Origin of the sequence: Brenneria izadpanahii, from assembly GCF_017569925.1 — a bacterium.
Taxonomy (GTDB): Bacteria; Pseudomonadota; Gammaproteobacteria; order Enterobacterales; family Enterobacteriaceae; genus Brenneria; species Brenneria izadpanahii.
Genome location: NZ_CP050854.1, coordinates 1,630,253 through 1,655,259, shown reverse-complemented (window position 1 = coordinate 1,655,259; position 25,007 = coordinate 1,630,253). Strand labels below are relative to the sequence as shown.

Here is a 25,007-nt window from a genome sequence, read left to right as displayed (position 1 = left end):
GCTTCCTTCAGCAAATCCTCGGCATCGGCTCGTTGTGCGGTAAATCCAGCAGCCGTGAAGCGCCGAACACGCCGCACAGGCGGACCTGCGGTTTTTCCGTCACCACGCCGATGGTCGCCGCGTCCTGCCCCAACGGATGCGAACGCAGCGCGGCCAAAACCTCGCCTTCCGCCTCGGCGGACGTCACCAGCACTAGCTTGCCCTCGTTGGCGAAATTGAGCGCTTCCAATCCCAGTATTTCACAAATGCCGCGCACCGCCTGCTTCACCGGCAAATCGCTTTCGTTGATCTCCATCCCGCAGCCGCTGGCCTGCGCATACTCATGCAGGATAGCCGTGACCCCGCCGCGCGTGGCGTCACGCAACGCCCGGACGCCGGCAATGTCGCGCAGCGGCGCAATTAACGGCGCCAATACCGCGCAGTCGCTGGCGAGCGTCGCTTCCAGCCCCAACTGCTCGCGCAGATTAAGAATGGTCGCGCCATGATCGCCCAGCGTACCGCTGACGATAATTTTATCGCCCGGGCGGATCTCTCCCGTTCCCCAGTGAATATCCGTTGGGATCACGCCAATCCCGGCGGTGTTGATAAAGATCTTGTCGGCCGCGCCGCGCGGCACCACTTTAGTGTCGCCGGTAACGATTTGTATTCCGGCCTCCCGCGCGGTTTGCGCCATCGAGGCCACAATACGCAGCAGATCGGCGCCGGGGAATCCCTCTTCAATAATAAACCCGCAGGAAAGATACTGCGGCGCGGCGCCGCTGACCGCGATGTCGTTCGCCGTACCGCACACCGCCAATTTGCCGATATCGCCGCCGGGGAAAAATAGAGGATCGATAACGTAGCTATCCGTGGTGAACGCCAGACGATCGCCCTGTCGCGTCAACGCGGCAAGGGGTAATCTGGCCTGATCTTCCCGCTGCCCCAGCAGCGGATTATCGAACGCCTGCAAAAACAGTTGTTCAATCAGTTGCTGCATCGCCCGGCCGCCGCTGCCGTGCGCCAGCGTAATTTCTTTTAGCTGCATCTCTTTTAAAGAGACGATATTTGGCTGTGTTGAATGACTCATTCAGGCACACTCCCGCCGATACTGATAATAAGCCGCGCATGCCCCTTCGGAAGACACCATCAGCGCCCCAATCGCATTTTGCGGCGTACAACGCCGTGCAAATAGCGGGCAATCCGCCGGTTTGCAGCGCCCGGTCAACACGTCGCCGCAGCGTGATTCCGGCTCATCGGCGCTACGCTGCTGCCGTGGATGAAAACGGCGTTCCGCGTCAAAATCGGCATAGGCCGCCCGCAGTTGCATACCGGAGTCCGCTATCTCGCCCAAGCCGCGCCATTCGCTGCTGGACTTGGTTTCAAATACCTCATCCATCGCCCGCTGCGCCAGCAGGTTGCCGCTGTCCGGCACAATACGCCGGTACTGATTTTCCACCTCGCAACGCGCATCGTGGATCTGGCTTACCAGCATCAACATCGCCTGCAAAATATCCAGCGGTTCAAAGCCGGTGACCACAAAAGGTTTGTGGAAGCGATCGCACAGCGGCTGATACGGATGAGCGCCGATAACCATGCTGACGTGCCCCGGCGCCAGAAAACCGTCAATATACAGGTCTGGCTGTTGCAGCAAACTGCGCAGCGTCGGAATAATGGTGATGTGCTGGCAAAACAGCGTGAAGTTGGCGACATGACGGCGTTTGGCCTGTTGCAGCGTCAGCGCGGTGCTCGGCATGGTGGTTTCAAATCCCAGGCCGAAAAAGACCACCTGCCGGTGCGGATTTTTTTCCGCCAGATCCAGCGCATCCAGCGGCGAATAAACCATGCGTACGTCGGCGCCATGACGCCGGGCATCCTGCAATGAACCATTACGCCCCGGCACCCGCATGGCGTCGCCGAAGGTGCAAAAGATCACCTCAGGATGCGCCGCGATTTCCAGGCAGGCGTCGATGCGCCCCATCGGCAATACGCAAACCGGGCAGCCCGGCCCATGAATAAACTCGATCTCCGGCGGCAACAGGCGATCCAGACCGAATTTAAAAATGGCGTGCGTATGCCCGCCGCACACTTCCATCAGTTGCAGCGGGCGCTCGCGCAGCTGCGGCATGTCCGCCACCAACGACTGAATACGGCGCAATAACGCTTTCGCCAGTTCAGGATCGCGGAATTCATCAACGTACTGCATGGTCGGCTCCGGTCTGTCGCATTTCATCCAGTTCCAGTCCAACGGCCCGCATAGACTGCAACGCCTCCAGCGTATCCCGCGCTTCCTGTTCATCCAGCAGGCTCATGGCAAAACCGACGTGCACCAGCACCCACTGCCCCACCAGATCGGCGGGCGAGCCTTCGCAAACCAGCGCGATGCTCACCGAGCGCTGTACGCCGCAGACATCGACATACGCGGGTTGGTGAATATCATCACCGACGGAAATCACCTTTCCCGGAATGCCTAAGCACATAGCTGCGCCTCCAGCCAACCGATCCACTCCTCCATGCCGTCGCCGTGGCTGGCGGACAGCGCGATAACCTGAATATCCGGATTGACGCGGCGCGCATTGGCTACGCAGGTTTCCAGATTGAAATCCAGATAGGGCAACAGATCGATTTTATTAATGATCATCAACGACGCCGCGGCAAACATGTGCGGATATTTTAACGGCTTATCCTCGCCTTCCGTTACCGAAAGCACGGCGACCTTGGCGCGCTCGCCCAGATCAAAGCCGGCCGGACACACCAGATTGCCGACGTTTTCGATAAACAGCAGACAGTTGTCCGGCAGTTGCAGACGGTGCGCGGCATCGTGCACCATCTGCGCATCCAGGTGGCATCCTTTGCCGGTGTTCACCTGGATGGCCGCCACGCCCGTCGCCCGAATGCGTTCGGCATCATTGGTGGTTTGCTGATCGCCTTCAATAACCGCACAAGGGAACCGCTGGCTGATATGATTCAGCGTGGCGGTTAACAGGGTGGTCTTACCCGAACCGGGGCTGGAAACCAGATTCAGCGCCAGAATGTTCTGGGCCTTAAAATGTTCCCGGTTATGCTCCGCCAGGTGGTTATTCTTGCTCAGCACATCCATTTCAATCTGCAGCAGACGCTGCTGGCCGACGCCCGGCGCATGGGTTCCCGCCGCGCCCTGTCCGTAATGCAGATCCTGTTCGTTGACCTCCGGCTGAAACGCCGGCTCCGCCGCAGAATGCGCCTCATGATGGGAGTCGTGACGATGATGTCCGATTGAAGGCTCAATCGCTTGCTGCTCCGCGCCGGCATAGTAATGATTATGCACATCGCCCTGATGATGATAGTGATGATGGTGAATAATCACATAACGGGGTTCATCGCCGCTGCGCCCGTCGTGGTCGTGCACATGAGTATGATAGACATATTTATGTTTGTGTTGATGGGGCCGGCGATCATGTGCGTGAGTATGGTGAGAATGCTCATGGTCGTGAGCGTGGTGGTGTTCATGTTCATGATGGTCGTGTGAATGAAGAGGCTCATCACCTTCTATTTTACGTTCCCCTTCACCGCAGCCGCATGTACTACACATAGGGATCTCCTCCCGGTTAAAGCGTGCTTACTAAAAATCTCTTCTGCCGAAACATTCAACCCGAATCAAACTGTGGGCGCAGTACCTTTATCATCCCGCTTTGTTCAGCGGCTTGGCGTCAAATAATGATTACTCTATCGCCAGCTGTTTAATCTGCATGCTATCGCCGTCATCCACTCGCAGGTTGTAACTGCCGCATTGCGGGCATCCTGCGCCATGTTCCACAACGTCCACCACGGCGCTGCATTCCCAGCACCAGGCTTTGGCCGGCCGAACCGCGACGTGCAGCCGGCATCCTTCGGCGATGGTCTGCCGGCAGACAGATTCAAAACAAAAACGCAGCGCGCTTTCTTCAATACAGGAAAGCGCGCCGATCTCCAGCCAGACATCGGTCACCCGCCGGGCGCGGTGCTGACGAGCCTGCTGTTCGATCAGTTCCAGTGCGCTATAGCACATGGAAATTTCATGCATGACGTTCACTCCGGTGGTTTCGCGCCCGGCGGCGCAATACCGTTCGTTTCACAGCCAAGATAGCCGGGGCGGCCCTGCTATCCCCGTTTGTCCCCTAATATCAAGGCCCGAAGACGACGATTCCGCGGCGCGTCGGCGTCAACAACCGGCAGCGACAGCGCCATTTTCGCACTCTGCTCCGCCAGCGAAATCGCCTGTTCGCCACTTATATGGCTATCAATCGGCGACATCAATGAACAGGACAGATACTGTTTGCCGGCCATTTCGCCAACGATAAAGGTCACATTGCCGCAGGGCAGCGACAGCGCCAAACGATCGGCCAGTTTTCTGACCGGCCAATCCTGCTGCGGCCCCGGCAGCACCAACAGACTCATCATCCAGGGAGTCAGCAGACAGCCTATCCACTGTTGTTCGAACAGGGTAAACCCACAGGCTTTGACGGGAATGGCCTCACGGTAAAAAGGCAGCATCCGCATTTTTTCACGCGCGATTTCAGAGAACATCGTCTCCAGCCAGGCCGACGGGCACTCATCATCATGGCGGAAAATAAGTGAAGATTCTTTGCGATCGCTCGACATCACGTCGAAATCGCCAACTTCAGCTTGCTTATTCACTAGCGGCCTCACATTGCTCACGTTCGCTGACCGCGATCCCACTTTGCCGAAGCGCAGCAACAATCTGCCGTAAAGCGGGCGCTATCGCCTGCCTGACGGTTTCCGTCAAACCGATGCGCACCTCCAGCGATTCAGGGACAACGCCAACCAGCGTCAACCGGCGGGGAAACTCATCCGTAAGCTGTAACGCCATCAATACATCGGACAGACCTAGCTGGTGCGGAGAAATCTTACGCGTAAACAGCGCCGGCACTTCATTATCACGCAGAACCGCCACCGTTCCCGGCGCCTGCCCGGTCAGCACGGCATCGGCCACGATCAGGTGATCGCGGCTGGCCATCGCCTCCATCAACTCCATTCCCGACGTACCGCCGTCAACGATGTCGATCTGCGGCGAAAACCGGTAACGTTGCTCTAATGCTTCGATAATGCGTACGCCAACGGCCTCATCGCTTAATAATAGATTACCGATACCCAGCACCAGTATGTTCATCACAGCACCTTGACCCGGGTCACTTCATTACCGCTTACCGTGTCCACAATATGCACCGCGCAGGACATGCACGGATCAAATGAGTGGATGGTGCGCACCACTTCCAGCGGCTTATGCGGATCGGCGATTGGCGTGCCGACCAACGACTGCTCGTAAGGTCCGGGCTGCCCGTCGAAATTACGCGGGCCGGATGTCCAGGTAGAGGGCACCACCGCCTGATAGTTGGTGATTTTGCCGTTTTTAAACACGACCCAGTGCGACAGCATGCCGCGCGGCATTTCGCCAAAGCCCACGCCGCGGAATTCGGTTTCCGGCGACAGGTCGGGTTTAATGAAGGTCTGGTGGTCGCCGTTGCCGATGTTGGTCACCAGTGCCTGCCATTGCTGCGCCAGCGTATCCTTCAGCACGCAGCAATGCACCGTCCGGCCGATAACCCGGCCCAATGTGGAGTGCAGTTGCTCCATTTGCAGCGCCTGCCCGGTTAATGTCTGATAGGCGGCGGCAACCTGAGCAAAGTGCTTTTCCGTGTCTTCATGCTTGGCGGCCAGACTGCACAGCAGCCATGCCAGCGGCCCGACTTCAACCGTTTTACCGTAGAACGTCGGCGATTTGACCCAGGAGTATTTGCCGTCCTCCTGCCAGCCGGTATAGTTGGGACGCGTCAATCCCTCCCACGGCGCCAGCGGCTCATCGTCCTGATACCAGGCATGCTTGCCGCTCTCTTTAATGCCATCGATCAGGAATTTGTCGCTGTGGCTGGCGATGGGACGATATTTGGCGAAATCGCCGTTTTCCAGATAGCCGCCGGCCAGCAGGAAGCTGCCGTTTTGATTGTCGGTCGGCAGTTCCGGCACGCTGAGATAGTTGTCGGCGCCTTTGCCCAGACTCAGCCATTCAGGGTAATGCGCGGCAATCACCGCGCAGTCCACCTTGTAGACCTGCTCGATAAAATCGCTTAAACGATCGATGAACGATTTTACATACATCAGACGTTCAAGGTTCAGTACGCTGGGCGCATCCAGATTAATCGGGTTGGCGACGCCGCCGACGGCCAGGTTCTGGATATGCGGAGTTTTACCGCCGAGGATCGCCACGATACGGTTGGCGTCGCGCTGACACTCCAGCGCTTGCAGATAGTGGGCAACCGCAATCAGGTTGACTTCCGGCGGCAGCGCCATGGCCGGGTGTCCCCAATAGCCGTTGGCGAAAATCCCCAGTTGCCCGCTGGCCACCAGATCTTTCAGCTTCTGCTGGACTTTGGTGAATTCCGCCGCGTTGTTCAGCGGCCAGTCGGACAGCCCTTTCAGCAACGCTTCGGCCTTTTGCGGGGAAGCCTCCAGTGCGGACGTAACGTCGACCCAGTCCAGCGCGGAAAGCTGATAGAAGTGAACGATATGGTCGTGAATGCTGTGGGCCGCCAGAATCAGGTTGCGGATATATTGCGCATTAACCGGCACATTCAGTTGTAATGCATTCTCCACCGCGCGCACCGACGCAATGGCGTGCACCGTGGTGCATACGCCGCAGATACGCTGCACGATCATCCAGGCATCGCGCGGATCCTGACCTTTGACAATCTCTTCCATACCACGCCACATAGTGCCGGACGACCAGGCTTTAGTGACTTTCCCCTGTTCAATTTCGCAATCAATGCGCAGGTGTCCTTCAATGCGGGTAATAGGATCAATGGTGATGCGTTGGCTCATGCTTTACCTCGGCCTGATAATTCTTATGAACGCCTTCCAGCGCGGGAAGTACCGGCAACAGCCGGATTAACAAGATGTATGCGCAGACTTCAATCGCGACGAAACCAATGGAGATCAGCACCTCCGATGCGGCAGGGAAATAGTGATAACCGCCGCCAGGGTTGAAAGCCAGCAGAGAATAGCTCAGCCGCCATACCGCGGCCCCGAACAACATGCTCAGCGCGCCCGCAAACAGCAGACGCGCGTCATAGCGGCAGCGCTTGAAGCGGAACATGATCAGCGGGAAAATCATCAACGCGCTTTCACACCAGAAAGTCAGCGCGAAACGATCGCCGTTGAACAGGTAAGCCGTCTTGTCGCGCCAGATAATCTCGCCGAAACGCACCACCACAAACAGCAGCAGCAATACCTGAATGATTTGCGTCAAACGGGCGAACAGATGCGTTTCATTCGGCCCGCGCCCTTTTAATCCGGCCTGCACCAGCGAGCCTTCGAACATCACAATCGAAAAGCCCATGATAAACGCAGTCAGCAGCGACAGCAGCGGCAGCAGTTCATAACTCTGCCATAGCGGATGAACTTTATATCCGGCGGAAATCATCAGCGACCCCATTGATGACTGGTGCATGGTCGGCAACAAAGCGCCCAGCGCGATAATAAAGAACATCACTTTATTCAGTCTTTTGAGCGATACCTTCCAGCCCATGCGTTCACATATCACCGGCGCGAACTCCAACGCCATCACCCCGATATAGATCGTCATACAGACGGCGGTTTCAAACAGCACGGATGAGGTATTGAAATGGCCGGGAATAAAGAAGTACGGAATGTTCCAGTAACGTCCGACGTCGATGGTTATCGACAAGCCGCCCAGCGAGTAGCCGAACAGGCTGGCCAATAACGCCGGCCGAACCAGCGGATGGTATTCGCCGCGGTTAAACACATAGACGGCCCAGGCCAGCGCCCAGCCGCCGCAGGCGAAACCGGTTCCCACCAGCAGATCGAACGCGATCCAGATCCCCCAGGGATAACCGCCGTTTAGCGCGGCGACCGAACCAAGACCGAACACCAGACGTTTGACAATCAGCAGCGCGCACAGAATGACAAACGGCGCCAGCAACATCACCGGCCAACTGACCAAACGCCCGCCTAATGGGCTCGCTTTATGCGCCGTCATGATCGTTCTCCTGTTTTTTATCAGCATGCGTACCATCGTCATGATCCAGCCTTTCCGCTCGGGTATTGCGGTGCACCAGTACGGATAAGCCCGCCAGTACCGCCAGCGGCAGTATCATGCCCTTGTACAAGGTGTGCTGAATATGTTCGGAACGCGCGCCGGTAGACAGCTCGGCCAGCTCCGGCAGGTCAAGGTTCTGATAAGGCACGCCGGCCAGCACCAAAACCTGAGTGCCGCCCGCCTCTTTTTCACCATAAACATACCGATCGTATTTCGGCACGGTGTGCAGATAGGTATCCTTTTTTGCCAGCGTCTGACGCGGATAGCGATACTCATCGCCCGCCTGCAACGACAACCGGCGTTTCGCCTCAGCAAGCAGCTCTTCACGGGTGCCGAAAATAACCGCCCCGGTGGGACAAACCTCGACGCATCCCGGCAGCCCGCCTTTATCCAACCGTTCCAGACCCGCCTGATTACACAGCTCGCATTTATGCAGCTTGCCGAATGGATCCTCGTAATCGTATTTGGGAATGTTGAACGGACAGGCGACCATGCAGTAACGACAGCCGGTACACACATCGGCGTTGTAATGGATAATTCCGGTTGTGGGATTTTTTTTCAGCGCGGAAACAGGGCAAACCGATACGCAGTTAGGATCAACGCAGTGCATGCACTGTTTTTTGATGTAGGCATAACCGTTGTCTAGCTGATCCTTGTTTTTGCCGTCGCCTGAACTCCACACCTGAATGATATTATTGGTGTAAGGACTGAGCTTATCGTTGTTTGACCAGGTAGCATCGCCGCCGGCATAGATTTTGCTGCCTGGGTTATAGGACAGCTTATTGAGTTGCTGGCACTCGCTGACGCACGCCTGGCAGCCGACGCACAGCGTGGAGTCATAGAGCATCCCCAATGCGCCGGGAATCGGCGGTTTATTGGTTGCCGCCGCATGTCCCGCCAAAGGCGTGCCCGCCAGCAACGCGCCGGCGGAAGCCAGCTTGAAAAAATTGCGTCTGTTCACGGCTCAACCCTCCCGGGATCCGTTTCCAGCGTCCTGCTGACTCTGTTTTTGTGAAGACGTTTTTTGCTGGGACTGTTTTTGCTGGCGCCCCAACTCACGCACGGCCATCAGACTCACGCCGCCGACAACGCCGATCACGCCGCCGATTAGCCCGGTCGCCGTAGCTGAGATATGTCCGCCTTCAGGGCTATGAACATCCGGTTTTTCCACCCGCGGCGTTGGATTTTCCACATTGGCCAGTTGAAAAATGCCTTTAGTAAAACCAATGCCTTTCTCATTACAGCCATAGCAGGGATGCCCGATGCCAACCGGCCAAATGCCCCCGCCGACATCACAAAACTCCAGCGTCGGACAGTTACCGTAAGTCTCCGGCCCCTTACAGCCCAGATGATAGAGACACCACCCTTGACGGTGCCCCTCATCACCGAATTCTTTGGCAAAACGGCCGGCGTCAAAGTGCGGGCGACGTTCGCAGTTTTCGTGGATCAGACGTCCATAAGCGAATGTCGGACGGCCTTCGTTATCCAGCGCCGGCGGTCGTTGATAGGTGATGATATGCGCGACGGTCGCCAGGAAATTGTGCGGGTTAGGAGGACAGCCGGGGATATTAACCACCGTTTTACCCGGCAGCACCTCCTGCAGGCTGACGGCGCCGGTCGGATTGCCGCCCGCGGCCGGAACGCCGCCCCAGGCCGAACAAGAACCGATGGCGATGATCGCCGCCGCATGTTCCGCCGTTTCACGGATATGCTCGACTATCGGTTTGCCCGCCACCATGCAATAGATACCGCCGTCTTTGATAGGGATCGATCCATCAACAACCAGTACATATTTCCCTTTGTATTGCTCGACCGCGCGATGTTTGTTTTCTTCCGCTTGTTCGCCAAAAGCGGCGGAGAGCACTTCGTGATATTCCAGCGAGATGGTATTTAATAACAGATTCTCAATAGTCGGATGCGTCGCCCGCAATAGGGATTCCGTACACCCGGTACATTCTTGCGCGCCGATCCAGATAACCGGCGGGCGTTGCGTGGAAGTGATTGACTCGGCAATTTCCGCCACGGCGGAATCAGCCAGCCCCATGGATGCCGCCAGTGCTGCACATAACTTCATAAAATCACGACGATTAACGCCATGATGGGAAAGCATTAAATTTTCCCCACTCATTTTTTATTATTCTCCTGTAACTCAAACGGAGTAACACACGAAATGTGTGTGGTTATGGTAAGGAGGAAATTTATTTAACAGACTTGATCTTCATCAATCGCCAGGACATTAGAATACTTATTTCTGTTATAACTGTGACTGCATACTCATAGCGTCTATTTAAAAGATCACATCTTTGTTTCAGATGAGAAATAATCTCAATAACGTGCGTAAATTATCCGATCATTTATTTTTAGCTAGCTAAATCGATTAATCACAGTTTACGATCACGCAAATAAGTTGATTTAAGACACTGATAAAATAATAGTTTTTCATGGGAACTTATTATTTTTATTTATTAATTGTCCAGATGATGATGTAGAGCTAGCGCCAGTTTGAAATTAACAATCACTTTAGTTACTTTAAATTTTTTAATTTAAAAACCAATCGGAATAGCGAGAATGTTAAATTTACAGACTAAGGGAAACGCTGAGGCTGGCGGCACAATAAATATTGCGTGAATATTTTTCATCTACGTAAAAAAATAAGCGCTCACGCATAATGTTAATAAAAAGGCAGCAACGGCATCAATATCAACCATGCTGCCTTAGTAAATCGGCGAGTCGCGTTAAATAAATATGTTACTGAATACCCTGACTGCGCAGGTAATCCTCATAATTTCCGGTGAAATCGATAATCTTATTCGGCGTCATTTCCACAACGCGGGTCGCCAGAGAACTGACAAATTCACGGTCATGAGAGACAAACAGCAGCGTACCCTCATACATTTCCAGCGCCATGTTGAGCGACTCGATGGATTCCATATCCAGGTGGTTGGTCGGCTCATCCATAACCAGGATGTTGGGGCGCTGCATCATCATCTTGCCAAACAACATACGGCCTTTCTCGCCGCCGGATAATACTTTCACTTTCTTCTTGATATCATCCTGACTGAACAGCAAACGTCCCAGCACGCTGCGCACGGCCTGCTCATCATCCTTTTCCTGCTTCCACTGGCTCATCCAGTCAAATACGGTCAGCTCGTCATCAAACTCATATTCATGATCCTGGGCGTAATAGCCGATTTTGGCGTTTTCCGACCACTTAACCGTGCCGCTATCCGGCTGAAGATCCCCTACCAGCGTTTTCAGCAGCGTCGATTTACCGATACCGTTGGTCCCCAAAACGGCGACTTTCTCCCCCACTTCCACCATCAGATTTAATTTGCTGAACAGCGGACCATTATCAAATCCTTTCGCCAGCGCCTCTACCTCCAGCGCGTTACGGAACAGTTTCTTGTCCTGTTCAAAACGAATAAACGGATTCTGGCGGCTGGAGGCCTTCACCTCTTCCAACTGAATTTTATCAATCTGACGAGCACGGGAGGTCGCCTGCTTGGATTTGGATGCGTTGGCGCTAAAGCGGCTGACGAAAGACTGCAATTCGGAAATCTGCGCTTTCTTCTTGGCGTTATCCGCCAGCAAACGTTCACGCGCCTGCGTCGCCGCCGTCATATATTCATCATAGTTCCCAGAATAAATGCGCAGTTCGCCGTAGTCCAAATCCGCCATATGCGTACATACCATATTCAGGAAGTGGCGGTCATGGGAAATAATGATCATGGTGCTGTTACGCTCGTTCAGCACCTGCTCCAACCAGCGGATGGTATCGATATCCAGGTTGTTGGTCGGTTCATCAAGCAGCAGAATATCCGGATCGGAAAATAGCGCCTGCGCCAACAGCACACGCAGTTTCCAACCGGGTGCGACCTCGCTCATCGGGCCGTAGTGCTGTTCTAAAGGAATACCGACGCCCAGCAACAGTTCGCCGGCGCGCGCTTCGGCGCTGTAACCATCCATCTCACCGTACTGCACTTCCAAATCGGCGACCTTATAGCCGTCTTCTTCGCTCATTTCGGCCAGTGAGTAAATACGGTCACGCTCTTCCTTCACCGCCCATAGCTCGGCATGCCCCATGATCACGGTATCCAGTACGCTATAGTTTTCAAAAGCGAACTGATCCTGACGCAATTTCCCCAGCCGCTCATTCGGATCGAGGAAAACATTGCCGGAACTCGGCGCCAAATCGCCGCCCAGAATTTTCATAAAAGTGGATTTACCGCAACCATTCGCGCCGATCAAACCGTAACGATTACCGCCGCCAAATTTGACGGAAATGTTTTCAAACAATGGCTTACTGCCAAACTGCATAGTGATATTGTTGGTACTTAGCACAGAATTCACTCAAGTCAAAATGTGATATTTCGCACATTATGCCACAAGCACGCCTCATAATCGCGGCTAGTTTTGATTGATATTTAACCACCTCCCGCCAATGAACGTAGCGGAATCCCTCGTTTGCCAAGGGGAGACAAGATGCCGCTCGTGATATTTTCCTGCCGTTACGCGGATAATACCTCCGTGCGATAAACCGCATATTGCATTCATCAACATAGATAAAATCTATGTTATTCAAAAGACAAGCGGCTGATTTGCGGCCATAATTAATCAACGATTTTACTTATTGATACGCCGATAGATTTCAAGAAGCGGCCAATACACCTAACTTGAAAGATGACGGGTATGACAGGAAGGATTGTTTATGACAATAGCGCGCCGCTTTAAACAAATCGATGTGTTTACCAAACAGCCGCTCAAGGGAAATCCGCTGGCAGTCATATTGGATGCGGACGGATTATCTGATGAGCAAATGCAGAATATCGCCCGCTGGACCAATCTGTCGGAAACAACCTTTGTGGTGCCGCCAACCAATCCGCTGGCCGACTACGGCGTGCGAATCTTTACGCCTGAATCAGAGCTGCCGTTCGCCGGACATCCGACGCTGGGTACCGCGCATGCCCTGCTGGAGTCTGGTTTACAAACAAAATCTCCGGGACAAATCATCCAGCAGTGCGGAATCGGCCTGGTGCCTATTAATATCGATGACGAAGGCTTACTGGCTTTCCACGTGCCTGAAGCGACTATCGTTCCGTTTGATACCGGACTCTATCCTTTGCTGGAGCGCACGCTCGGCAGCAGCAAAATTGATAAGGACTACCCGCCCGCAACCGTACGTATGGGGATAAGCTGGTTGATTATCCGCATGGACAGCGCCGATACCTGTCTGAACATCGTCCCCGACGCCCCCTCTCTGGCTGACCTGCAAGAAACCTGTCAGACGGACGGCATCGCCATTTATGGACCGCATAATAGCGATGGCGCTGCGGACTACGAAGTTCGTACATTTTACATGGAGCTGGGACAAATGAAGGAAGATCCGGTTACCGGCAGCGCCAATGCCTGTCTGGCGACGCTCCTGCGCCAACAGCATCATCCCGATAATAGCGAGCCCCGGCTGGGCTACCGTGTCCGCCAAGGCATCAAACGCCAGTGTGACGGCAGAATATCGGTTATTTATCTGAACGATGAGCCTTGGGTCGGCGGACATAGCGTGACGATTATTGATGGCACGCTTTCGGTATAACCATTATTGCTACAGGATAGCCGTTCTAATTAAAGAGAAGGCGCAGTCATGGAAACACTTTATGAATTACATCATCATCCGCATCTGCGTTTGAGTATCCAGGAAGAATCCGACGCGGCAGGAATTTTTGCGCTGGTGCAGAAAGAAAAACCCCGCCTGCGCCACACTTTGCCCTGGCCGGACTCGGTAACGCACGTTGATGACTCCCTGAACACCATCAGAGCCAATCGGCACGCGTTTGCCGCCGGCGTCGCTGCGGTATACATCATCCGCTGGGACGACGTCATCGCCGGCATCGTCTCGTTCAATACGATTCAAGATCAAGAAGGCGAAATTGGCTACTGGATTGCCGAACAGTTTGAGGGGAAAGGAATCGTTTCGTTATCAGTCCGCACCATGATCGACGCCTACATCAAAGCCGGGCTGGTGAAGAGATGCATTATTAAAGCCTCGGTGGAAAACCCGCGCAGCAATGCGCTGGCACAGCGGCTTGGCTTTAATCTTTACGGACAGAAAAAAGACGGGGAGAAACTTGGCGATCGCCGTATTGACCAAAATGTTTATCATTATCAAGTCTGATCGCTGTGCGTTCATCTAAGCGTTACCGGCTCGTTCACGCTATTCCCTTCCTGAGCGAGCCGCCGCCGTTACGTTCGTTTAACCGCCAGCGCGCCTAATGCGCGCCGCCGCAACACGCCTCCAGCTTGAAAGATAGCTAGTTACCGTTTGGCTAATAACAAGCCAAGCACCAGCCCGACGGTTGCGCCAATACCGATGCCCTGCCAGGGTTTGTCATGTACGTAGATATCCGCTTTATCAGCGACTTGTTTGACCCGGGCATAGTAACTATCGGTCGCGCCGATTCTCGATTTGACTTCAAGCAATGCTTTTTCCGCATTTTTCTTGAGCTCAAGATAGGCTTTGTCAGCCTGATCGCCAGAGTAACGCAGTAATTCGTCCAGCGTGTCGGACAAAAGTTTCAGGTCGTCGTCAATGCGAATATCATCAGGCTGTTTTTTTTCTACTGCCATAAAATGCTCCTTCCTTATGAAAAATACTTGTCCAGTTAACTATAGACAATTCTGCCGCCTGTCGCGGTCTTAACAGATCATTCCTAAAGCCGCCCTTCACAAATGCCGACATAAAACAATTTCACACCTCGCTTGCAACGGCCCGCAGGGGCAAAGATAGCCAGTCATAAAAAAACCGCCGTCGGCATCACCTTCGGCGGTTTTAACATCAGGCAATTCGGTTTGCCGTTACATGATTGGCTGAGCCAGTTGCACCAGAGAAATCAGCGGCTGCGGGTAAAAGCCCAGAATCAGCACGGCTATCGCTGAAATCACCACTACAGCGCCGCCGGCCGTTAATGCCCAGTTTCCCTGCGCATCGCCGCGGTTTAGCTCCTGCGGCGCAGCCTGATACAGGCTGACCATCATCCGCAGATAATAGAAGAGGCCAATCGCGCTACCCAGGACAACCGCGCCAGCCAGCCACCACAGTTCCGCGTTCACGCCCACGGCCAATACGTAAAACTTACCGAAGAAGCCCAGCGTCATCGGGATACCGGCCAGAGACAGCATCATCACCGTCATTACCGCAGACAACACGGGCTTATGCCAGAACAGACCGCGGTACGAAAGCATGGCGTCCGCTTCCGGACCGCTGCACGGGCTGGACATCAAGCTGACGACGCCAAAGGCGCCAAGGCTGGCAAACAGGTAGCCCACCAGATAGACGCCAACCGTTTCCAGCGCCAGTTGTTGACTTTGCACCGCAATCAATGCAACCAGCAGATACCCCATATGCGCAATAGAGGAGTACCCCAGCAAACGCTTGATGCTGGTCTGCGAAACCGCCATCACGTTGCCAAACACAATGGAAGCGAAGGCAATCACACCAAGCGCCAATCTGACCGAATCGCTATCCACCATCGGCGCGTAGAGGAACAGACGCATCACCGCGCCGAAAATGGCGATTTTGCTGGCGGTCGCCAGGAAGGTGGAAACCGGCGCCGGCGCCCCTTGATACACGTCCGGCGTCCATAGCTGAAAGGGAAACAGCGACAGCTTAAAGCCCACGCCGACAATGATCATCCCCAAACCTGCCAGCAGCAGCGGTTCATGGATGTGGAGATCGCTCAGACTCCGTCCCAGGTTGGCAAACGTCAGATTGCCCGAATCCGCATATATCAGCGCCATGCCAAACAGCAGGAAAGAAGACGACGCAGCCGATAGCAACATGTATTTGATACCGGCCTCCAGCGAACGTTCCTGGCGGAAGGCATAGCTGACGAGTCCGAATAACGGCAGCGAAATCAGTTCAATACCGATGAACAGCGACGCAAGATGGTTCGCACTTGCCAGAACGACTCCGCCTAACGCGGCGATCAGCACCAATAGATAGAACTCATCACGGTTGTCCGTATAGCCTTCCAGCCATGAATAAGCAAAAGTGCTGGTCGCCAGGCTGGCTAACAACACCAGCCCGGTATAAAACATGGAAAAACCATCAACCCGCAACAGCGGGGTGACATCGGTCGGCCCTACCTGGCCTACAAAATAGAGTGACAGTAGAGCTATGCCCAGACCGATAATCGTCAAGGTTGCGTTGACAAAATGGTTGCGTCGCCACGCAATGCACAGCATCACAACCACTACCGTCAATCCGACGATTAACAGCGGCGATAGCGCGATTAGTTGTTGAGGAGTTATTGTCATGGCGAATTACGGCCTTGTTGTTGAAAGTATTGAATCTGGAGCAGACGACATAAACCATTGCTGGATGTTTGCCATCGCCGCGCTGGAGGTATCCAGAATCGGTTGAGGGAAAACCCCTAACAACACCAGCAATACCACCAGCGGCATAACGACGGACAGTTCACGCGTCGTCATGCCCAGCAGCGGTTGTTCTGATTTCGGGGAGCCATAATAAGCGCGTTGCATCAGCATCAGCGAATAAACCGACGCAAACACCAGACCGAATGTGGAAATCACCGTAATCACCGGAACGACCTGATAACTGCCGATCAGAATATTAAATTCCCCGACAAAGTTACCGGTTCCCGGCATACCTAATGTGGCGACGGCAAAGAAGAGCGACAGCGCCGGCAGATATCTGAGACGGGCCCACAGCCCTCCCATCTGGCGCATATCCCAGGTGTGCAAACGTTCGTACAGTTGACCGCACAGGATGAAAAGCCCCGCGGCCGACAGGCCGTGCGCGATCATTAGGATAACCGCCCCCTGAAAAGCCTGTTGATTGCCGGAGTAGATGGCGATCATCACGAATCCCATATGGGAGACGGAAGTGTAGGCCACCAAACGTTTGATATCGGTCTGATTAAACGCCATCCAGGCGCCGTAGAACACGCTGATCACCCCCAGCCACATAGCAATCGGCGCAAACTCGTGCGAGGCATTGGGAAACAGCGGCAGACTGAAACGTAGCAGACCGTAGGCCGCCGTTTTCATCAACAACCCCGCCAGATCGACGGAGCCGGCGGTCGGAGACTGGCTATGCGCATCCGGCGACCAACCGTGCACCGGCACCAGCGGCATTTTCACCGCAAACGCGACAAAGAATCCCAGCATCAGCAGGTATTCAATGCCATACGACATTTCCGTCTTCAGCAACGCTTCATAATTGAAGGTCCAGACGCCGGTGGCGTCGTGGTGTACGAACACCAGAGCCAGAATGGCGATCAACATCACCAAACCGCTGGTCTGGGTATAAATGATGAACTTGGTTGCCGCCGCGGCTCGGGTTTTGTCGTCAGACCCTTTGTGTCCCCATATTGCGATGAGGAAATACATCGGCACCAGCATCATTTCCCAGAAGAAGAAGAACAGGAACAGGTCGATAGCGACAAATACGCCGATAACGCCGACCAGGGTCCACAATACACCAAGGTGGAAAAGCCCTTGGTTATGATGTTCTTCATTCCATGAGCAGAGTATTGCCAACACACCCAGTAACGCGGTCAACACCACCATCAGCACCGATAGGCCATCCAGCGCGAGATGGAAATCAATGCCAAAGCGGGGGATCCACGGAACATTGTACTCAGCCTGCCATTGCGGCAGTCCGCCGGGCGTTGCCAAAAAATAACCACCTTGCAACCACAGTTGCAGAGATAGCACCAACGTCAGCCCCATCGCAATCAACGCGATCCAGCGCGGTACTTTCGTACCTAAACGCTCCGACTGCCAACACAGCAGACCGCCGATAAAGGGGATAAGAATTAGCCAAGGTAGTAGCATGGCGCTTTGTGTCCCTAAATTAAAGAAATCTGAAAACTTGCCGGGGTGGGCATTCACATCAGGAATACCCTACCCTTCATACGTTCCCGGGTACCGTCTTAAACCAGCAATAACAACGCCAACACGACGACGGCGCCCAACCCCATGGAAGCAACGTACCAACGCACTTGACCGTTTTCGCTCACTACCAGCCCGCGATTTCCCAGACGGGTAATGAAAGCCGGAATATTCATCAGTGCGTCCAGCGGATCGCGTCGCAGCAGCTTCGCAATGGCCAGATAAGGTCTGACAAAGACTTTGTCGTACAACCAGTCAAAGCCCCAGGCATAGAACCACCAGGTTGAGAAGAAACGTCCGGGCGCGCTTTGCGCAATACCGCTCACCAGTTGACGTTTGCCCAACCACAGCGCCGCGGCCAGTAGAATCCCCGCAATGGCGACCACGCCGGAAGCGATTTCCAACGTCATTATCTGACCGTGTTCAAGCTCCGTCGTTTCCGGCAGTACGCCGTGCAGCGGCGGTACAATCAGCGCGCCGACAAAGGTGGACAGCACCATTAACACGATCAACGGTAAATGATGGGAAATGCCTTCAACCTTATGCGCTTTGGTTTTCGCTTCACCGTGGAAAACGATGAAGATCATTCGGAACGTGTACAGCGAAGTCATAAAGGCGCCGGCCAATCCTGCCACCATCAGATTGATGTGGCCGTTAGCCCATGCGCCCGCCAGAATTTCGTCTTTACTAAAGAACCCGGCGGTAACCATCGGCAACGCGGCTAATGCCGAGCCACCGACCAGGAAGCAGACATACACCAGCGGGATGGTCTTACGCAGGCCGCCCATTTTGAAAATGTTCTGCTCGTGGTGACAGGCCAGGATGACCGAACCGGAAGACAGGAACAGCAGCGCTTTGAAAAACGCGTGGGTCATCAGATGGAAAATCGCTGCGTCCCATGCCTGAACCCCCAGAGCCAGAAACATATAGCCAATCTGACTCATGGTGGAGTATGCAAGCACACGTTTAATATCCGTCTGCACCAGCGCGGCGAATCCTGCCAATACCAGCGTTACCGCACCGATAATACCGACCAGATGCAAAATTTCCGGCGCCATGAGGAACAGGCCGTGGGTGCGGGCGATCAGGTACACGCCGGCGGTAACCATCGTCGCCGCGTGGATCAACGCAGATACCGGCGTCGGACCCGCCATTGCATCCGCCAGCCAGGTTTGCAGCGGCAACTGAGCGGACTTACCGACCGCGCCGCCCAACAGCATCAGAGTCGCCCAGGTAATCGCCGGGGACCCCTCGGCCAATTGCTGCGGCGCCAGCACCATCAGTTCGCGGAAGTTGAGCGTGCCCAGTTCCCGGTAAAGAATGAACAGCGCAAACGCCAGAAAGACATCCCCGACGCGAGTAACCACAAAGGCTTTCATCGCCGCCGCGCCATTTTTCGGATTGGTGTAGTAGAAACCGATCAGCAGATAGCTACACAGCCCCACCCCTTCCCATCCGAGATACATCAGCAACAGGTTATCAGCCAGAACAAGCACCAACATGCTGGCGATAAACAGGTTGGTATAGGCGAAGAAACGCGAGTATCCCTCTTCACCGCGCATATACCAGGATGCATACAGGTGGATGAAGAAACCAACGCCGGTAACAACGGACAGCATCGTGACCGACAGGCCGTCAAGCGTCAGCGTAACGCCGATATCAAAGTTGCCAATCGCCATCCATGTCCATAGATGCTGGTCAAATACGCTCACGCCCGTATGTTGCTGACCAAGAAAATCGACCACTACCCAGGCGGCCGTCAGCGCCGCCAGCCCGACGGAACCCACGCCAACCGTCGCAGACACATTCTCCGACCAGCGACCGCGGGAGAACGCCAACAGCAGGAACCCAAGCAGCGGGAATAGTATTGTTAAATAGAGTAAGTTCATCCGCGCATCTCACTGACTGTATCAATATTCAGATTCTGGCGGCGGCGGTACAGTTGCAGCAACAACGCCAACCCGATGCTGGCTTCAGACGCCGCCAGCGTAATCGCCAGAATATACATCACCTGTCCATCCGCCTGATGCCAGTAGCTGCCTGCAACCACAAACGCCAACGCCGCGGCGTTGATCATTATTTCAAGGCTTATCAGCATAAACAGCAAGTTACGGCGGATAACCAACCCAGTCAGCCCCAAAACGAACAAGATGGCGGCCAAAATCAAACCATGTTGTAACGGAATCATGCGCGTTCCCCTGTTATTTTATTATCAACATTCTGGTTCGCGGTTTCTTTGCTGATGACCTCGCCCCGTTTGTCTTCACGACCGACATGGAACGCAACCACCAGCCCTGCCAACAGCAGCATTGAAGCCAACTCGACAGCGAGAACATAAGGGCCGAACAAGGTGATACCCACCGACTTGGCGTCCACCATTTCTCCGGCGATGCCCTGATCGTCCAGACTTAAGATGCCCTTCACTATCACCACCAGCAAAACCAGCGACAATAATGCAGGGCCGATCCATACGCTGGGCTTAAGCCATGCCCGTTCCTGCTCGACCACGGTATTGCCCAGGTTGAGCATCATCACCACAAACACGAACAGCACCATGATGGCGCCCGCGTAAACGATGATCTCCAGCGCCCCCGCAAAGTAGGCGCCCAGCGAGAAAAATACACACGCGACGGCAATGAGAGAAACGATCAGATACAACAGCGCATGCACGGGATTGGTATGAGTGATGACGCGCAACGTCGCCACTACTGCAATCAGGCCCGCAATATAAAAAGCGAATTCCATGCTAGCTCCTTAGGGCAATAGGCCTTTAACATCGATAGGTTTAGCTTCGTTTTCAGCTTCGCCTTTGTCTTTCCCATCGATCGCCATGCCGGCCATCCGGTAGAAGTTATATTCCGGATATTTACCCGGCCCCGATATCAGCAAATCTTCTTTTTCGTAAACCAGATCCTGACGTTTGTAATCCCCCATTTCAAAATCCGGCGTCAATTGAATGGCTGTGGTCGGGCAAGCCTCTTCACAGAAACCACAGAAAATACAACGCGAGAAATTGATACGGAAAAATTCGGGATACCAGCGGCCATCTTTGGTTTCCGCTTTCTGTAAGGAGATGCAGCCGACCGGACAAGCCACCGCACACAGGTTACAGGCCACGCAACGCTCAGCGCCATCCGGATCGCGCGTCAGCACGATACGGCCGCGATAACGCGGCGGCGGATTCACGGGTTCTTCAGGATACATTCTGGTTTCGCGCTTTCTGAAAGCGTTCGATCCCACCATACAGATACTGCGTATCTGGGTGCCGAAACCAATCACTAAATCTTTTAATGTCATGGTTCACTCACCCCTTATTGAGCGTTGTACAAAATGACCGCGGCTGTCGCCAGCAGGTTCAGTAACGTTATCGGCAGACAAACTTTCCAGCCGAAAGCCATCACCTGGTCATAACGCGGACGGGGCAGCGCGGCACGAATCAGAATAAACATCATCATGAAGAAGGCCGTTTTCAGCGCAAACCAGACGAACGGCGGCAGGAACGGACCGTGCCAACCCCCGAAGAACAGAGTGACGATAAGCGCGGAGACCGTGACGATACCGATATATTCACCAACGAAGAACAGCCCGAATTTCATCCCGGAATATTCAATGTGGTAACCGTCCGCCAGTTCCTGTTCCGCTTCAGGCTGGTCAAACGGATGCCGGTGACACACCGCCACGCCCGCAATGGCGAAAGTGATAAAGCCAAAGAACTGCGGAATGACGTTCCACAAATGCGCCTGCGATTCGACAATATCATTCATATTGAAAGAACCGGCCTGGGCGACCACCCCCATCAGCGACAAGCCAAGAAACACTTCATAGCTCAGCGTCTGAGCGGAAGCGCGCACCGCCCCCAACAGGGAGTATTTGTTGTTGCTCGACCAGCCGGCAAACAGCACGGCGTAAACCGCCAATCCGGCCATCATCAGGAAGAACAGGATCCCAATGTTCAGATCAGATACGCCCCAGGTCGGGCTGACGGGAACAATGGCGAAAGACAGCAATAATGAGGTAAATGCGATCATTGGCGCCAAAGTGAAGATAACTTTGTCGGTAAATCTTGGCACCCAGTCTTCTTTGAAGAACATTTTGATCATATCGGCGACAAGCTGCAGCGAACCGCCCCAACCTACCCGATTCGGCCCGTAACGCCCCTGGAACAACCCCAGAAGCTTACGTTCGCCCATACTCATAAACGCCCCGCAGGTCACGACGACCAGCAGGATAACGACCGCCTTTCCAACAGAACTCAATATTTCCAGGAGATCCGGTGTTAACCAACTCATTGTGCAGCCTCCCGCAGACTTTCAACGGTTGCGCCCGCCAGCACCGGCGCGATGCCCGGCAGCCCCAGCGGCAAACCAACCTGTCCCTGACTCAACCCGTCGCTTAACCGCAGCGGCAAACGCAACGTCTGACCATCACAGCGCAGTTCGACCAGCGTGCCGGGATTGACGCCCAGTACGGCCGCATCAGCCGGATTGACCATGACGTAAGGTTCGGGCATCCGCTGTTGAATCACCGCTGAACGCTGCGACATTTCATCGCTGCCGAACAGGTGATAATACGGTGCCACACGCCAGCTTCCTGATTGAGCGACAAACGCCGCCGGGATGTTGTCGAAATATGCCAACGAGCCCTCGCCCGCTTCAATCATTCGTACCCCCGGATCGCCGTGGCGCAAATGACCGCCGACTTCATCCTGGAATTTGTTCCATGCCTGCGGTGAGTTCCAACCCGGCGACCAGGCAAAAGGAATTTGCTGGCGATCGGCTAACGGGCTGTTATTCCCTTCCATGGAGAAGGCGAACATGGTGTCTTTATCCTGCGGCTGACGCGGCTCATGCACGCTGATATTGGCGCGCATTGAAGTACGTCCGCTGGAGCGGTTCGGAGAACGCGCCAGCTTCTGCCCGCGAATTCTGAACGACGCATCAGGCGCGGCCTGTTTAATCGCCGCCAGTTGCGGCATCGCATCAATACAGGCATCAATGACATGATCGAGCTGCGTCCAGTCGATTTTACGGCTGTTATAGGTAGTAAACAGCGAGTGCAGCCAGCGCCAGCTTTCCAGCATCACGACGCTGTTGTCGTAATAAGCGGGGTCATAAACCTGGAAAAAGCGCTGAGCGCGGCCTTCCTGGTTAATTAGCGTACCGTCGCTTTCCGCAAAGCTTGCCGCCGATAGAACAATACTGGCTTTATCCATGATGCGAGTCCGCTGATGATCCAGCACAATCACATTGCCGGCTTTCTCCAGCGCCGCATCAATACGCGCCGCAGGCGCATGGCGATAGAGATCGTTCTCCAGCACCACGACGCTGTCGGCATCGCCGTTTTCCAACTGCGCCAACGCATCATTCAATGAACCGCCGCTCATCATCGACAAACCAATGCTGTTTGCCGCGGAAGCGACGAAGGTGATACCCACATCAGAACCGCGGGACTTAAGCGCTTTCGCTACGTTGGCGGCGGCGGCGATAATCTCTTCACTGCCGGCGTTGGTTCCGGAAATAATCAGCGGCTTTTTCGCGCCGACCAGCGCCTGAACGATGATATCCACTTTCTGGTCGAGCCCGTCGGCCAGATCCGTCACCGCCGGCGCGTTGTCATCCAGCGCATGGGCGATGGCGAATCCCAACCGAGCCTGATCGGCGACCGGTGCGCGGTAGTTCCAGGCGGCGATGTCATCCAGGCGGGTATTATCCACGTTAGTGATAAACAGAGGATGTTTGGCATGCTGACCGATGTTCATGATGGCCGCTATCTGCCAGTCAGCCACTTTCTGAGCCGCGGCCATTTCACGCGCTTTACCCTTCACCGCCTGGCGAACCGCTAATGCAATGCGAGCCCCGGTCTGCGTCAAATCTTCGCCCAGCACCAGAACGGCATCGTAACTTTCGATCTCACGCAGGGCCGGGGTACGCACGCCGCCTTCCTGCAACACTTTCAGGATCAGTTGCAGACGTTTTTGTTCATCGCGGGCGATGCCGGTGTAAAAGTTTTCCGCTCCGACCAATTCGCGCAACGCGAAATTACTTTCAATGCTGGCGCGCGGTGAGCCTATCCCAATGGTTTTCTTCGCCCGACGCAGCAGATCGGCCGCGCCGTCCACCGCCTGTTCGGCCGTCAGTTCGATCACGTCATTGCCGCGGCGTTGGAACGGGTGTTTGGGACGATCTTTCAGATTGACGTAACCGTAGCCAAAACGGCCGCGATCGCATAAGAAGTAGTGGTTTATGCTGCCGTTGAAGCGGTTTTCAATACGCCGCAGTTCGCCATAACGCTCACCCGGGCTGGTGTTGCAGCCAATGCTGCACTGCTGGCAAACGCTCGGCGCAAACTGCATATCCCACTTACGGTTGTAACGTTCGGAATGCGTTTTGTCGGTGAATACCCCGGTAGGACAAACCTCAACCAGGTTGCCGGAAAACTCGCTTTCCAACGCGCCATCCTCCAGACGACCGAAGTAGACGTTATCGTGCGCGCCATATACGCCAAGATCGGTGCCATCCGCATAATCTTTGTAGTAACGAACACAGCGGTAGCAGGCGATGCAGCGGTTCATCTCATGAGAAATGAAAGGGCCGAGATCCTGATTGCGGTGAGTACGCTTGGTAAAACGGTAGCGGCGGAAATTCTGCCCCGTCATTACCGTCATATCCTGCAAATGACAGTTTCCCCCCTCCTCGCACACCGGACAGTCATGCGGGTGGTTGGTCATCAGAAACTCGACTATCGTTTTGCGGAATAACTTCGCTTCTTCGTCTTCAATCGCAATGAACGTCCCCTCGGTGGCCGGTGTCATGCAAGACATCACCAGCCGACCGCGGGTATCCTCCGCGTTCTGGTATTGCTTTACCGCGCACAGGCGGCAGGATCCAACGCTTCCCAGCGCCGGGTGCCAGCAAAAGTAAGGAATATCAAGTCCTAGAGACAGGCAAGCTTCAAGAAGGTTGTCCGCTCCATTTACTTCATACTCTTTGCCGTCTACATGAATAGTAGCCATAGTCAGCATGCTTCCATA

Annotated in this window: 23 protein-coding genes; 2 read left to right on the top strand and 21 right to left on the bottom strand. The window is 54.6% G+C overall.

Annotated elements, in window-relative coordinates; genetic code table 11:
• Window positions 1–7 precede the first annotated feature (7 nt).
• The 12 genes from hypE to HC231_RS07295 form a co-directional block, all read right to left on the bottom strand.
• Window positions 8–1,024 carry a hydrogenase expression/formation protein HypE gene (gene hypE, locus HC231_RS07350; protein WP_208231247.1) on the bottom strand — a complete coding sequence of 339 codons (1,017 nt, stop codon included), beginning with the start codon at window positions 1,022–1,024 and terminating at the stop codon, window positions 8–10.
• A 42-nt stretch (window positions 1,025–1,066) separates the two neighbouring features.
• A complete protein-coding gene (hypD, locus tag HC231_RS07345) occupies window positions 1,067–2,182 on the bottom strand; it encodes a hydrogenase formation protein HypD (RefSeq protein ID WP_208230406.1) in 1,116 nt (371 codons plus the stop codon).
• The gene (hybG, locus tag HC231_RS07340; protein ID WP_208230405.1) at window positions 2,169–2,456 is read right to left on the bottom strand and encodes a hydrogenase maturation factor HybG; all 288 of its coding nucleotides are present in this window, start codon (window positions 2,454–2,456) and stop codon (window positions 2,169–2,171) included. Before hybG ends, hypD begins: the two co-directional genes overlap by 14 nt.
• The gene (gene hypB / locus HC231_RS07335; RefSeq protein ID WP_208230404.1) at window positions 2,447–3,547 is read right to left on the bottom strand and encodes a hydrogenase nickel incorporation protein HypB; all 1,101 of its coding nucleotides are present in this window, start codon (window positions 3,545–3,547) and stop codon (window positions 2,447–2,449) included. Before hypB ends, hybG begins: the two co-directional genes overlap by 10 nt.
• A 129-nt stretch (window positions 3,548–3,676) precedes the next feature.
• On the bottom strand, window positions 3,677–4,018 hold the full coding sequence (gene hypA, locus HC231_RS07330) for a hydrogenase maturation nickel metallochaperone HypA (protein ID WP_208230403.1): 342 nt from the start codon (window positions 4,016–4,018) through the stop codon (window positions 3,677–3,679).
• A 77-nt stretch (window positions 4,019–4,095) separates the two neighbouring features.
• Entirely contained in the window at window positions 4,096–4,596 is a 501-nt protein-coding gene (gene hybE, locus HC231_RS07325; protein ID WP_208231246.1) for a hydrogenase-2 assembly chaperone, read from the bottom strand.
• Between the two features lie 28 nt (window positions 4,597–4,624).
• Window positions 4,625–5,125 (bottom strand): HyaD/HybD family hydrogenase maturation endopeptidase, encoded by a 501-nt coding sequence (locus HC231_RS07320; protein ID WP_208230402.1) that lies wholly within the window; start codon window positions 5,123–5,125, stop codon window positions 4,625–4,627.
• Window positions 5,125–6,831, bottom strand: coding sequence for a hydrogenase 2 large subunit (hybC, locus tag HC231_RS07315; protein WP_208230401.1), 1,707 nt, complete (start codon window positions 6,829–6,831; stop codon window positions 5,125–5,127). The genes HC231_RS07320 and hybC overlap by 1 nt, the downstream gene beginning before the upstream one ends.
• Window positions 6,809–8,008: a Ni/Fe-hydrogenase cytochrome b subunit gene (hybB, locus tag HC231_RS07310; RefSeq protein ID WP_208230400.1), complete on the bottom strand. Its 1,200-nt coding sequence runs from the start codon at window positions 8,006–8,008 to the stop codon at window positions 6,809–6,811. Before hybB ends, hybC begins: the two co-directional genes overlap by 23 nt.
• A complete protein-coding gene (hybA, locus tag HC231_RS07305) occupies window positions 7,995–9,029 on the bottom strand; it encodes a hydrogenase 2 operon protein HybA (protein WP_208230399.1) in 1,035 nt (344 codons plus the stop codon). The genes hybB and hybA overlap by 14 nt, the downstream gene beginning before the upstream one ends.
• A gap of 3 nt (window positions 9,030–9,032) precedes the next feature.
• Window positions 9,033–10,196, bottom strand: coding sequence for a hydrogenase 2 small subunit (gene hybO / locus HC231_RS07300; protein ID WP_208230398.1), 1,164 nt, complete (start codon window positions 10,194–10,196; stop codon window positions 9,033–9,035).
• A gap of 620 nt (window positions 10,197–10,816) precedes the next feature.
• Window positions 10,817–12,385, bottom strand: a complete 1,569-nt coding sequence (locus HC231_RS07295) for an ABC-F family ATPase (protein ID WP_425490550.1) — start codon at window positions 12,383–12,385, stop codon at window positions 10,817–10,819.
• Between the two features lie 391 nt (window positions 12,386–12,776).
• On the opposite strand from HC231_RS07295, the gene HC231_RS07290 reads away from it, so the two are divergent.
• Both HC231_RS07290 and HC231_RS07285 read left to right on the top strand, forming a co-directional pair.
• Entirely contained in the window at window positions 12,777–13,658 is an 882-nt protein-coding gene (locus tag HC231_RS07290; RefSeq protein WP_208230396.1) for a PhzF family phenazine biosynthesis protein, read from the top strand.
• Window positions 13,659–13,706: 48 nt separating this feature from the next.
• A complete protein-coding gene (locus HC231_RS07285) occupies window positions 13,707–14,237 on the top strand; it encodes a GNAT family N-acetyltransferase (RefSeq protein ID WP_208230395.1) in 531 nt (176 codons plus the stop codon).
• Window positions 14,238–14,377: 140 nt separating this feature from the next.
• Here HC231_RS07285 and elaB read toward each other — a convergent pair whose 3' ends face one another.
• The 9 genes from elaB to nuoG all read right to left on the bottom strand — a co-directional run bounded on the left by elaB (window position 14,378) and on the right by nuoG (window position 24,989).
• The gene (gene elaB, locus HC231_RS07280; protein WP_208230394.1) at window positions 14,378–14,689 is read right to left on the bottom strand and encodes a stress response protein ElaB; all 312 of its coding nucleotides are present in this window, start codon (window positions 14,687–14,689) and stop codon (window positions 14,378–14,380) included.
• Window positions 14,690–14,917: 228 nt separating this feature from the next.
• Window positions 14,918–16,378, bottom strand: coding sequence for an NADH-quinone oxidoreductase subunit NuoN (nuoN, locus tag HC231_RS07275; RefSeq protein ID WP_208230393.1), 1,461 nt, complete (start codon window positions 16,376–16,378; stop codon window positions 14,918–14,920).
• Between the two features lie 6 nt (window positions 16,379–16,384).
• Window positions 16,385–17,920, bottom strand: a complete 1,536-nt coding sequence (gene nuoM, locus HC231_RS07270; RefSeq protein WP_208230392.1) for an NADH-quinone oxidoreductase subunit M — start codon at window positions 17,918–17,920, stop codon at window positions 16,385–16,387.
• Between the two features lie 98 nt (window positions 17,921–18,018).
• Window positions 18,019–19,866: an NADH-quinone oxidoreductase subunit L gene (gene nuoL / locus HC231_RS07265; protein WP_208230391.1), complete on the bottom strand. Its 1,848-nt coding sequence runs from the start codon at window positions 19,864–19,866 to the stop codon at window positions 18,019–18,021.
• Window positions 19,863–20,165: an NADH-quinone oxidoreductase subunit NuoK gene (nuoK, locus tag HC231_RS07260; protein WP_048638113.1), complete on the bottom strand. Its 303-nt coding sequence runs from the start codon at window positions 20,163–20,165 to the stop codon at window positions 19,863–19,865. The genes nuoL and nuoK overlap by 4 nt, the downstream gene beginning before the upstream one ends.
• Window positions 20,162–20,722, bottom strand: coding sequence for an NADH-quinone oxidoreductase subunit J (gene nuoJ / locus HC231_RS07255; protein WP_208230390.1), 561 nt, complete (start codon window positions 20,720–20,722; stop codon window positions 20,162–20,164). The genes nuoK and nuoJ overlap by 4 nt, the downstream gene beginning before the upstream one ends.
• Window positions 20,723–20,731: 9 nt before the next feature.
• The gene (gene nuoI, locus HC231_RS07250) at window positions 20,732–21,274 is read right to left on the bottom strand and encodes an NADH-quinone oxidoreductase subunit NuoI (RefSeq protein ID WP_208230389.1); all 543 of its coding nucleotides are present in this window, start codon (window positions 21,272–21,274) and stop codon (window positions 20,732–20,734) included.
• Window positions 21,275–21,288: 14 nt separating this feature from the next.
• Window positions 21,289–22,266 carry an NADH-quinone oxidoreductase subunit NuoH gene (gene nuoH, locus HC231_RS07245; protein ID WP_208230388.1) on the bottom strand — a complete coding sequence of 326 codons (978 nt, stop codon included), beginning with the start codon at window positions 22,264–22,266 and terminating at the stop codon, window positions 21,289–21,291.
• Window positions 22,263–24,989 carry an NADH-quinone oxidoreductase subunit NuoG gene (gene nuoG / locus HC231_RS07240; protein WP_208230387.1) on the bottom strand — a complete coding sequence of 909 codons (2,727 nt, stop codon included), beginning with the start codon at window positions 24,987–24,989 and terminating at the stop codon, window positions 22,263–22,265. The genes nuoH and nuoG overlap by 4 nt, the downstream gene beginning before the upstream one ends.
• Between the last annotated feature and the right edge of the window lie 18 nt (window positions 24,990–25,007).

Excerpts from the sequence above, each read along its gene's own strand:
- hybC (WP_208230401.1), bottom strand. The coding sequence starts at position 6,831 with ATGAGCCAACGCATCACCATTGATCCTATTACCCGCATTGAAGGACAC.
- HC231_RS07285 (WP_208230395.1), top strand. The coding sequence starts at position 13,707 with ATGGAAACACTTTATGAATTACATCATCATCCGCATCTGCGTTTGAGT.
- nuoI (WP_208230389.1), bottom strand. The coding sequence starts at position 21,274 with ATGACATTAAAAGATTTAGTGATTGGTTTCGGCACCCAGATACGCAGT.
- elaB (WP_208230394.1), bottom strand. The coding sequence starts at position 14,689 with ATGGCAGTAGAAAAAAAACAGCCTGATGATATTCGCATTGACGACGAC.
- hypD (WP_208230406.1), bottom strand. The coding sequence starts at position 2,182 with ATGCAGTACGTTGATGAATTCCGCGATCCTGAACTGGCGAAAGCGTTA.
- nuoL (WP_208230391.1), bottom strand. The coding sequence starts at position 19,866 with ATGAACTTACTCTATTTAACAATACTATTCCCGCTGCTTGGGTTCCTG.
- hypB (WP_208230404.1), bottom strand. The coding sequence starts at position 3,547 with ATGTGTAGTACATGCGGCTGCGGTGAAGGGGAACGTAAAATAGAAGGT.
- nuoH (WP_208230388.1), bottom strand. The coding sequence starts at position 22,266 with ATGAGTTGGTTAACACCGGATCTCCTGGAAATATTGAGTTCTGTTGGA.
- nuoJ (WP_208230390.1), bottom strand. The coding sequence starts at position 20,722 with ATGGAATTCGCTTTTTATATTGCGGGCCTGATTGCAGTAGTGGCGACG.
- hybG (WP_208230405.1), bottom strand. The coding sequence starts at position 2,456 with ATGTGCTTAGGCATTCCGGGAAAGGTGATTTCCGTCGGTGATGATATT.
- hypE (WP_208231247.1), bottom strand. The coding sequence starts at position 1,024 with ATGCAGCTAAAAGAAATTACGCTGGCGCACGGCAGCGGCGGCCGGGCG.
- HC231_RS07320 (WP_208230402.1), bottom strand. The coding sequence starts at position 5,125 with ATGAACATACTGGTGCTGGGTATCGGTAATCTATTATTAAGCGATGAG.
- hybE (WP_208231246.1), bottom strand. The coding sequence starts at position 4,596 with ATGTCGAGCGATCGCAAAGAATCTTCACTTATTTTCCGCCATGATGAT.
- hybB (WP_208230400.1), bottom strand. The coding sequence starts at position 8,008 with ATGACGGCGCATAAAGCGAGCCCATTAGGCGGGCGTTTGGTCAGTTGG.
- HC231_RS07290 (WP_208230396.1), top strand. The coding sequence starts at position 12,777 with ATGACAATAGCGCGCCGCTTTAAACAAATCGATGTGTTTACCAAACAG.
- hypA (WP_208230403.1), bottom strand. The coding sequence starts at position 4,018 with ATGCATGAAATTTCCATGTGCTATAGCGCACTGGAACTGATCGAACAG.
- nuoM (WP_208230392.1), bottom strand. The coding sequence starts at position 17,920 with ATGCTACTACCTTGGCTAATTCTTATCCCCTTTATCGGCGGTCTGCTG.
- hybO (WP_208230398.1), bottom strand. The coding sequence starts at position 10,196 with ATGAGTGGGGAAAATTTAATGCTTTCCCATCATGGCGTTAATCGTCGT.
- nuoN (WP_208230393.1), bottom strand. The coding sequence starts at position 16,378 with ATGACAATAACTCCTCAACAACTAATCGCGCTATCGCCGCTGTTAATC.
- nuoG (WP_208230387.1), bottom strand. The coding sequence starts at position 24,989 with ATGGCTACTATTCATGTAGACGGCAAAGAGTATGAAGTAAATGGAGCG.
- HC231_RS07295 (WP_425490550.1), bottom strand. The coding sequence starts at position 12,385 with ATGCAGTTTGGCAGTAAGCCATTGTTTGAAAACATTTCCGTCAAATTT.
- nuoK (WP_048638113.1), bottom strand. The coding sequence starts at position 20,165 with ATGATTCCGTTACAACATGGTTTGATTTTGGCCGCCATCTTGTTCGTT.